Source organism: Thermococcus sp. (genome assembly GCF_027066465.1).
Taxonomy (GTDB): Archaea; Methanobacteriota_B; Thermococci; order Thermococcales; family Thermococcaceae; genus Thermococcus.
Genome location: NZ_JAMONU010000127.1, coordinates 1 through 9159 on the forward strand (window position 1 = coordinate 1; position 9159 = coordinate 9159).

Genomic DNA, 9159 nt, shown 5'->3' on the forward strand with positions numbered 1-9159 from the left:
GGAGAAGCCTTCAGAGCCTTGCGAAGGAACACGGCATAAGAACGACCGACAGGTTCGACCCCTACGAAGAAGCTAAACTCTCAGCTCTACTCGCGAGCAAGGGAGTCGGCTACGAGGTTTTGGCCTTCGAGGACGAGGTCATAGTCAAGGTAACCAGGGGCAGAAGCCACGGGAAAGGTGGCTGGAGCCAAGACAGGTATAGAAAGCGCGTTCACAACCTCGTCCGCGACAAGGTGAGGGAAATCGAGGACAGGCTGAAGAGGGCTGACATACCATTTGACCTCGAGACCGAGGAGAAGGACTACGGCCTGGCGAGGGGCGAGTTCAGAATCTACGCGAGCAGGGAGGAGCTGGCCGGACTGGTAAGGCCGATGCGTGGCGGCGACGTCGAGGTCAGGATTTATCCGGTTGAGAGGGCAGAGCTCGGCTTCGCCCCACTTAAGGGTGAGGAGGCCGTGAGGGAAAGGAAGAGCGTCATCGTTGGCATTGACCCGGGCATAACGGTTGGAATAGCGGTCATAGACCTTAGCGGCAACGTGGTGGCGCTTTACAGCGAGAGGAACATGCCGGTCGGCGAGGTCTTCAGGTTCATAAGCGAGATAGGACACCCCGTCATTGTGGCGACCGATGTTTCCCCGGCCCCGGGCTTCGTCGAGAAGATAGCCCGCTCCTTCAAGGCCCAGCTCTTCGTTCCGAGGGAGAGCTTAAGGGTTGAGGAGAAGAACGAGCTGTTGAGGAGCCTCGGCATCAAGGTTGACGACGACCACCAGCGAGACGCCTTGGCCGCCGCCTACAAGGCTTACCTTCGCCTAAAGCCCAAGCTCGAGCACGTCGAGGCGAAGCTCCGTGAGGCGGGGTTGAGCAAGAGGGCCGACGAAGTGAAGGCCTTAGTGATTCAGGGCTACAACCTCGGCGAGGCCATGCAGAAGGTTATCAGGCGCGAGAGGCCGAGGGAGGAGGAAGAACCCGAGGAGCAGGCGAGCGTTGATGTTAGACCCTACGTGAGGAAAATCCGCGAGCTTGAGGAGAGGATAGCGCTCATTGAGAGGGAGAACGAGGAGCTGAGGGGCATTATTCGTGAGCAGAGGAGAACCATCGAGAGGCTTGAGCGCAGAATAGCGGACTACGACGAGGAGGTCAGGAGAAAGGTTCTCCGTGAGAGGGAGCTTGAGGCGAAGGTAAAGCGCATAGAGGCTCTTGAGAAACAGCTAAGGGAGGCAAAGGCACTGATAGAGCGCCTCAGCAGGGATTTGGTCAAGGTCAAGAGGATGAACGTGGTCGAAGTTCGAGGCAGCGCGGTTCCGCTGAAAGTGCTGAGGGTCCTCAGCTGGCGCGAGCTTGAGAGGATTGAGCGCGAGGTCGGACTGAGGAGGGGCGACGTTCTCTTCGTAATCAATCCGGCCGGGGCTGGAAAGGCAATCGCTGAGGAACTTGTCGAGAAGGGGATTAAAGCTTTGATAACCGAGAAGCCCCTTCCCGGGCCGGTGAGGGAGGTTCTCCGCGAGGCCCACGTGCCCTTCTTCACGAGCGAAGAACTCGACGTTAAGCGCGTTGATGAGTTCGCGGTCGTTGAGCGCGAAACCCTCGAAAGGGCCATAGATGAGTTACTGGAGCGCTGGGCAGAGGAGGACAGGGAGAGGGAAGCCGAGAGGTTCCTCAAGCTGGTCGAGGAGTACAGGATTGAGCGCATAAAAGAGCTTAGGAGAAAGGCCGAGGAAGAGCTTAGAGGGAGTTGAGGACTTCCTTCAGCGTTCTCAAATACCTTCCCGTTTCTCTCGCTCCCCTCTCGGTTATCCTCACCGCAGTTCTCGGCCTGTCGGCGAAGACCTTGTAGAGCTTTACGTAGCCCGCTTTTTCAAGCGCTTTTAAGTGGGAGTCGAGGTTTCCGGGGGTTACTTCCAGAACATCCAAAAGCTCCTTGAAGAGAACCCTCTCCCTGGGCAGGAGGTAGAGCATGATTCCCAACCTTATCGGGTTTCCGAGGACGTGGTTCCTCGTGAGTTCCCTCAGCGGCTCCATCATATCACCGTTCTATGGCCTTGAACGCCGAGAGAAGGTAGAGGGCTATCGTGAGGCTGAACCCGAATGCAACAACAAACCCCGCCCAGAGGGTCGCCTGATTTCCAGCTACCGGGACGAGCGGTAGTCCAAGGAGCGGCACGAGGAAGGAAGGTATCTCCTCCTTGTCTCCAGTTACGAGCGTCTGGCCGGCGAGGGAAATCCCCAGAAAGCTGAGGAGTGAAACCGCGACGGTTTCCTCGGGGGTCGTGGTAATTCCGAGGCATGGGATTATTACCCAGCCGATTAGACCTCCGATAATCCACGAAGCCAGAATCTCAAGCCCGATTCTCCTCTCCCTCCCCGTCTCTGAAACCAGCACCGCGATGTATCTGTCCCAGACCTTTTTGGTTGCGTAGCTTACGATGACGGCCCCGATGACCCAGTAAACAAGCGACTCCACGTAGCCGTTACCGAGCAGTCCTGAGAGAACGTAGTAGCCAGTCATCACCGTCAACCATGCGGAGAATGTTAGCGCCCCGTATATATTTCCAGCCGCTATCAGCTTGCTCTCAACCCTCTCAAGGACGCTCTTCAGCTCCTTAACATCCTCCATCCCCCTCACCGGTTTGGGATACGCTTCGATGCTATTTATACCGTCCCCTTTCTCTGAGCTTCAGAAAAACTAGTCCCGCGAGGTTGGCCGAGGAGTGCAGGGTGAAAGCCGGGACTATTCCGCCGAGGGCGAAGAGGTAACCTGCCAGCGTTCCGAGGAGGAAGGCTCCGCCAACAATCGAAACCCTCTCCAAAACGTTTCCCTCGAAGGCCCTCCAGTGGGGCAGGGCAAACAGGAGAGCCGCAAAGAGAACCGCGCTCCAGAAGTGGCCGTAGCTTAGAAGGTAGCCCTCCACCAGTCCCCTGTGGAGGAGCTCCTCGCTCAACGGCGCCAGAATGAGAACGAGGAGATACCTTCTCCAGCCTCCGGGAAGGAACTCCAGCTCATTGGCGTCCTCGTTTCTTGAGCCGATGACGTTCAGTGCAAGGGAAACCGTGAAGCCAACCAGCAATGCCTGCGGCAGGTAGCTCAGGTTGAGAAAAAGCCCTGAGCTTTTCGGTCCGTTCACGACCCAGATGAGTGAAAGCGAGAGTAGGAGTATGGAAACCTGAATCAGGAGGGCCGCCTTCCTGGGGTTTCCCCTTGATACAGATGAGCCGATGGCCATGGTCGGAATAAATACCGCAAGCCACATGAGGAGCGCCTTGAGGAACTCAATCATCTCCAACCACCTCCCTAAGGATTTTAAGAGCCTCTCCAAGCTCCTTCACACCCTCATCGGTTATCTCAACGAACTTTCTCGGCCTTTTGCCGAATCCGTAGTAAGTTCTGACGATTCCTGCCTCTTCCAGGGCCTTCAGGTGGGACTCAAGGTTTCCCGGGGTGAGGTTCAGGGCTTTTCTCAGGGTTGAGAACGTTGTCCTCTCCCTCGACAGCAGGTAGAGGGCTATCGCTAACCTCGTTGGATTGCCGAGCGGTGACTTCGAGAGCCTCGCGAGCTTTTCGAGCATATCACTCCCTCATGGCCTCCTTCAGGTTGAGGTAAGCAGTCAGCGAGAATGCGAAGGCAATCACCACAACAGCGTAGCCAAAGCCCGTGCAGAGAGTTGTTGAGGGGAGTATTATCAGCCCTGCCAGAGCGGTCTTCCAGTCCCTTTCTCCAGTGAAAATGAACTCAACGCCCGTAAGGAGGAGTAAACCGAGTCCTATGAAGACCAGCATCCATAGACCGTCGTTTTTGGTGTACAGGCTGGCAATCAGAGCTGATACCGGCCACACGATAACCTGGGCGAGGATGTATCCTTTGGGTGTTTTTTCAACCCTTCCAAGAACCTTTCTGAGCTGAACCACCTTTCTAAAGGCCTTTCTCTCTTCAACGATGAAACCTATTCCTGCAACCAGCGAAAGCCACTGAGTAATTCCTTCATTAATTCCCGCGTGCTTTGTCAGGATTTGTGCGAAGAGGTAAACCCCGGGCATAACCCACGCCCAGTAGAGAAAGATACTCGCTCTATACGCCTTCCTCGCAAGGTTCAGCTCCCGCTCAACTGCCCTGAGGGCTTCGCTTATCTCCTCCATACTCCCACCGAGAAAAAGTCCTCTGAACTCCTTAAATACCCGCCCGGAAGTTTGCGCCCCAAACTAACCGCCGGCCCTCGCCAGGCGGAGCTTTTCCATGAAGCGCTCGATTTCCTCAGGAGGGCCTTTCAGGAGAACCCGGTTGAGAGTTATCCCGTTCCTCTCGATGGTTCCGAGAAGGGTTAATTTAATCCCCGCCCCGCTATTTCTCCTTATCTCCTCAAGCTCCTCAAAGGGAACTGCCGTCTCGATAATCACGGGGAACACCCAGTGGTAGTAATTTAGTTCACTCAACCCTGAACGTCAGCCCCTTCTCCTTAGCTTTCCTCTCGACCTGAAGGCGGAACTGGCAGGCCTTGCATATCTCGCCCGTCGTCGGCTGGCCGCATATCTTGCAGCGGTTCAGCTCGCTCGTCCTCTTCGTGTAGGTCTTCGCTATCAGAGGGAAGAGCTTGTCGTAGCTCCTAAGGATTTGATACTTCGTTCCCGGGTGCCTCTCCTCCATCTCGTTGAGCCAGTCGCGGATTTCGGCACGGAAGGCCTCGACCGCGTAGGGGCACTCGCTCAGGTCAACTTCAATGTTGTTCAGAACCGCGTAGAGGACAATCTCCTTCTCGGGAATCTCGCGGAGGGGTTTTATCCTCGGGACGAGCTCGGGGTGGATTTCCTCGTAGTAGGGGCCGGTTCTCCCCAGCCTCGCTATGTCGCCCCTCAGAATGTTCATTATGAACATCTGCACCTCGTCGTCGAGGTTGTGGCCGACGGCCAACTTGTCGGCACCGACGTCCTTGGCCGCGTAGTTGAGGAGCCAGCGCCTCCAGACGCCGCAGTAGGAGCAGGCACCAACCCTTTCCTTTTTCTCGAAGCTCCCCATTATCTCAACTGTCTCGTCGAGGGTGAAGCCGATGTATTCCTTAAAGGAATAAACGCGATGCTCTATTCCGAGCTTCTTCGCGTTCCTCTTGGCTACCTCAACGCTTTTCGGTCGGTAACCGGCTATGCCCTCGTCTATGGTTACCGCAACGAGTTCAAACGGAAACTTCTCTCGGAGTTTGGCCAGGAGGTGCATGAGGACAACGCTGTCCTTTCCTCCGCTGACCCCGACAGCTATTCGCTCGCCCTTCTCAATTAGGTGGTACTTCTTGACTGTCTCCTTGAACTTCTTCTCTACCATCTCGTTGAAGTGCTTGTGGCAGTAGTAGCGACCTGTGTAGCGCGCGTGGTAGACCGCTGGACGGCCGCATTTAGAGCATCTGTGCATGGGGGTTCATAACGAAAAGACTTTTAAAAACGTGATGGCATCATCAACCGGTTTTGAAGATGAGGTACGAGGTTATAAAGACTGGGATTGCTCCCCTCGATTCGATGCTCGGAGGGGGCATACTCGAGGACAGTCTCTTTCTTATGGTTTACGACATGCGCTCCTTTGGCTGGACCCTTGGCGTTGAGATGTTCAGAAACTTCTTGGACTCGGGCTGGTTCGGAGTCATAACCGACTACTCCCTGCCGTATACTCTACTCTGCAGGTACGCGTCGGCGATAAACTTTGACCTTGAGGGTATGGGGAAATCCGGCAGACTCGCGATAATAGACGTTTTCGGTTCCGTTAATGGAATCCCCCCGCGGGAACCCTTCGTTCACACCTTAGGAAACATAGATGGGAGCACGTTTCTGCCCAAGATAGTCTCCCTCTACTCCAGACTCGTCGAGGGGGAGGAGAAGAGGGTTGGCCTGACGGTGACGCTCGATGGCTTTACGGCAATTTTTGGTGAGGAGCTTGGCATCAAAATCCTCCAAAAGAACATAGCCCTCAAAGATGCTGCGGCCAGAACCCAGAGCGGGGCGAGACCCGTCAACATCTTCCTGCTCAACAGGGATAGGGTCTCGAGGAGGTTCCTCTCGTGGGTGTCCCAGTACTCCGAGCACATAGTGGAGTTCCTCCCGACGGAGGTGCCGGGGGTTGAGAGGATGCTCGTGAGAAAATCCCTCCTGCCGGACTTTAAACCCGGCATCGCGGAGTTCCGCTTCTCAAGGGGGAAGATAAGGATAAAGCCGGAGATATGGGACTAACCCGCCAGGTTCATGAGGGCGGGCCATATGTTGAGGGCCAGCAGGAAGAGTCCAACGCCGATGGTTAAGTATCTGACGGGCTTCGCGACGTTCTCCGGCAGGAACTCCTTTATCACGTCATCGAGCATCCTCCCGCCGTCCAGGGGAACCAGCGGGAACAGGTTCATGAGTCCTATTCCGAGGTTGAGAACGTATATCCAGTAGAGCGAGAAGAACAGGGGGAGTATCAGCCAGTCGTAGCCTATCTTCGAGGTCACGTGCTGTGCGGGGTATATTCCAATGTATCCCTTCTCGGGCTTCCCCGGATACTTCCCCAGGGTCAGCTGAAGGTTCATCTTCTCCCCGTCTCTGATAACGGTCAGCGTAACCTTCTCTCCGGGTCTGGTCTTGTTCATGTAGGCTATGAACTGCTCCATTGTGTTTATCGGCTGTCCGTTTATCGCAACTATCACGTCTCCCTTGTGGAGGACCCCGTAGGCCGGGCTGTTCGGGACGACGTCTGAAACAAGAATCCCGCTGGGAACGAGGAGCGGTGTAACCGCGTAAGTGACTAAGAGGGCGGTTATTATGGCCGTTACTATGTTCGCGAGCGAGCCGGCACCGTAAACACGGAGCCGTGACTTCAGAGAGGCCTTCTTCAGCTCCTCCTCGTCGGGTTCAACGAACGCTCCGGGGATGACCGCCAGAAGGACGAGGCCAACGGATTTGAGGGGGAGCTTTTCGGCTCTTGCAACGACGCCATGGCTCAGCTCGTGGACAATCATAACAACGGCCAAACCCACGAGTCCGTACCACAGGGGTATCGTGAGCCCCGGAATAACGAGCTGGACTCCGCTCTCCTTTCCACCCGTCTGGATGGTCTTCATGGCCGTCTTGAACAGGGCGTAGAAGACGTAGCCCATGCCTATGAATCCAAGGGCTATCCCAATGTCAGCGTAAACCTTCCAGAACCGGACGTTTATCCTGGAGAGCCTGTCTATGAAGCCGAGCAATCTCTTGGTTCTCCACATGGCAATGAAGAAGTCAACGCTGAGTCCCTCTTCCTTCTCAATGGGTTCCCCCGTTACCGGGTCGATCTCTTTCTTTCCGAAGAGGGCGTAGAGAACAACCCAGAACGCAACGATTCCTGCTATCACTGCTACCAACGTGCTGACCATGGTTCAACACCCTTCTTTCACTGCCCTAACCTTCTTGGGATTACCTTATAAACGTTAGCGGACAACTTTGCGTGATGGAAGCTCTGAGGATAGCCTTCGTATACGACGTGGTTTATCCGTGGGTCAAGGGAGGTGTCGAGAAGAGAATTTACGAGCTTGCGGTAAGACTAGCGAAGGCTCACGAGGTTCACGTCTACGGATACCGGCTCTGGGAGGGAGAAGATGAAATCGAGCGTGAGGGAATCCACTATCATGGAACGGTTAAGGTCAAAAGAAACTCCCTCTACTCCGGTTCGAGACGTTCAATCCTTCCGCCGTTGCTTCACTCACTCTCCCTTGTTTCCCGGCTCAGGGATGAGCGCTTCGACGTTGTTGACTGCCAGGCAAGCCCATACCTCCCGGCATATTCCCTCAGACTTCTCAACGTGGAGAACGTTTTCATAACTTGGCACGAGTTCTGGGGTGATTACTGGTTCGAATACCTCGGTTCCATCGGCTTTGCAGGCAGGGAAGTTGAGAAGGGTTTGTTTTCATTTAAGAGGCATATCTCGGTCTCCCAGAAGACGATGCTCGACCTCTTAAACGCCGGCCTCAGAAAGCCGGTCTACCTCGTTCCCAACGGCATAGACTTTAACTTGATTCGCTCTGTGAGTCCTTCACAACTGGAATCGGACTTTCTCTTCGTTGGCAGGTTAATCCCCGAGAAGGGTGTTGACTTCCTCCTCCGTGCACTTGCCCTGCTTAAGGAGGAGTTTCCCGACTTTGAGGCAGTCATAGCCGGCGACGGCCCGGAAAGAGAGCGGCTCGAACGCCTCGCGCAAGAACTGGGAATCGGCAACAACGTCACATTCACGGGCTTTTTGAAGGATTATGGGGACGTCATCGCCCTCATGAAAGCGTCGAGGGTCTTTGCGTTCCCCTCGCGGAGGGAGGGCTTCGGCATGGTCGTCCTCGAGGCGATGGCCTCTGGCCTTCCCGTGGTCACCGTTGAGCACCCGATGAACGCCTCGATGCACCTCGTTGAGGACGGCAAAATGGGCTTCGTGGTTCCTCTGGAGGAGGAATCCTTCGCCCGGGCGCTGATGCTCGCCCACGAGAACTCTGCACGGCTGGGGAGAATCGCGAAGAGGAATGCCGAGCGCTACGACTGGGGGGAGATTGTTGAGAGGCTTCTCGTCGTTTACAGGGGTGGTTGAATGAAGGTCTGCCTGATAGTCCGGCGCTTGAGCACCAGAGCTGGGGGAATAGCGGTCTACACAAGGAACTTAATCAGGACCCTCGAGCGTGAGAGGCACGAGGTCGAGCTGTCGCCCGGCGAGAGGTTTTCGTACTTCATCTGGCAGTTCTTCAAGGTTCCCCTCTGGCTCGTCCGTTCGAAATGCGACGCCTACCACGCCGTCGGCGTTATAGAAGCCATAACTCTCCCGTTCTTCAAGCCGAAGGCGGAAAAATGGGTCACGGTACACGATTTAATCCCCTTAAAGCACCCGAGGAAAGGATTAAAAGGCCTCTTCGAGCGCTTCTTCATCCGACTCGGTCTGTTCTCGGCGAGGAAATGCGATGTGATTTATGCCGTCTCTCACCTGACAAAGGTTGACTTGGTTCGCTTCGCGGGAATCCCCGAGGATAAAATAATCGTTGTTCACCAGCCGATAGACGAGCGCTTTCTCCTCGAACCGCCCCACGCTGGAAAGTTCAGAGAGAGGGGAAAGTTCATGGTGGGCTACATCTCGAGGATGGACTACCACAAGAGGCACGCCCTCCTCGTTGAACTGTTCAGGCAGTGGGACAATCCCAACG

General features: G+C 55.4%; 12 protein-coding genes. 4 read left to right on the plus strand and 8 right to left on the minus strand.

All coding sequences use genetic code 11. The features are described from left to right. Positions 1 to 1736: DUF460 domain-containing protein (locus MVK46_RS05815; protein WP_297535697.1), on the plus strand; the 1736-nt coding region annotated here is incomplete at its 5' end. Here the strand turns inward: MVK46_RS05815 and MVK46_RS05820 are convergent. The 7 genes from MVK46_RS05820 to MVK46_RS05850 form a co-directional block, all read right to left on the minus strand. Beyond that, a complete protein-coding gene (locus MVK46_RS05820) occupies positions 1723 to 2019 on the minus strand; it encodes a transcriptional regulator (RefSeq protein WP_297535698.1) in 297 nt (98 codons plus the stop codon). The genes MVK46_RS05815 and MVK46_RS05820 overlap by 14 nt on opposite strands. A gap of 4 nt (positions 2020 to 2023) precedes the next feature. Further along, on the minus strand, positions 2024 to 2614 hold the full coding sequence (locus tag MVK46_RS05825; protein WP_297535699.1) for a hypothetical protein: 591 nt from the start codon (positions 2612 to 2614) through the stop codon (positions 2024 to 2026). Between the two features lie 31 nt (positions 2615 to 2645). Next, positions 2646 to 3275, minus strand: coding sequence for a CPBP family intramembrane glutamic endopeptidase (locus tag MVK46_RS05830; RefSeq protein WP_297535700.1), 630 nt, complete (start codon positions 3273 to 3275; stop codon positions 2646 to 2648). After that, positions 3268 to 3564 (minus strand): transcriptional regulator, encoded by a 297-nt coding sequence (locus MVK46_RS05835; RefSeq protein WP_297535701.1) that lies wholly within the window; start codon positions 3562 to 3564, stop codon positions 3268 to 3270. Before MVK46_RS05835 ends, MVK46_RS05830 begins: the two co-directional genes overlap by 8 nt. A gap of 1 nt (position 3565) precedes the next feature. After that, a complete protein-coding gene (locus MVK46_RS05840) occupies positions 3566 to 4132 on the minus strand; it encodes a hypothetical protein (protein WP_297535702.1) in 567 nt (188 codons plus the stop codon). A gap of 63 nt (positions 4133 to 4195) precedes the next feature. Continuing rightward, complete coding sequence (locus MVK46_RS05845) at positions 4196 to 4390, minus strand: TIGR04140 family protein (RefSeq protein WP_297535703.1); 195 nt, start codon at positions 4388 to 4390, stop codon at positions 4196 to 4198. Positions 4391 to 4418: 28 nt separating this feature from the next. Further along, positions 4419 to 5393 carry a TIGR00269 family protein gene (locus tag MVK46_RS05850; RefSeq protein ID WP_297535704.1) on the minus strand — a complete coding sequence of 325 codons (975 nt, stop codon included), beginning with the start codon at positions 5391 to 5393 and terminating at the stop codon, positions 4419 to 4421. A gap of 59 nt (positions 5394 to 5452) precedes the next feature. On the opposite strand from MVK46_RS05850, the gene MVK46_RS05855 reads away from it, so the two are divergent. Next, complete coding sequence (locus MVK46_RS05855) at positions 5453 to 6202, plus strand: hypothetical protein (protein WP_297535705.1); 750 nt, start codon at positions 5453 to 5455, stop codon at positions 6200 to 6202. Here MVK46_RS05855 and MVK46_RS05860 read toward each other — a convergent pair. Further along, on the minus strand, positions 6199 to 7359 hold the full coding sequence (locus MVK46_RS05860) for a site-2 protease family protein (protein WP_297535706.1): 1161 nt from the start codon (positions 7357 to 7359) through the stop codon (positions 6199 to 6201). The genes MVK46_RS05855 and MVK46_RS05860 overlap by 4 nt on opposite strands. Positions 7360 to 7433: 74 nt before the next feature. On the opposite strand from MVK46_RS05860, the gene MVK46_RS05865 reads away from it, so the two are divergent. After that, positions 7434 to 8555, plus strand: coding sequence for a glycosyltransferase family 4 protein (locus MVK46_RS05865; RefSeq protein ID WP_297535707.1), 1122 nt, complete (start codon positions 7434 to 7436; stop codon positions 8553 to 8555). Beyond that, on the plus strand, positions 8556 to 9159 hold a 604-nt coding region (locus MVK46_RS05870; protein WP_297535708.1), incomplete at its 3' end, for a glycosyltransferase.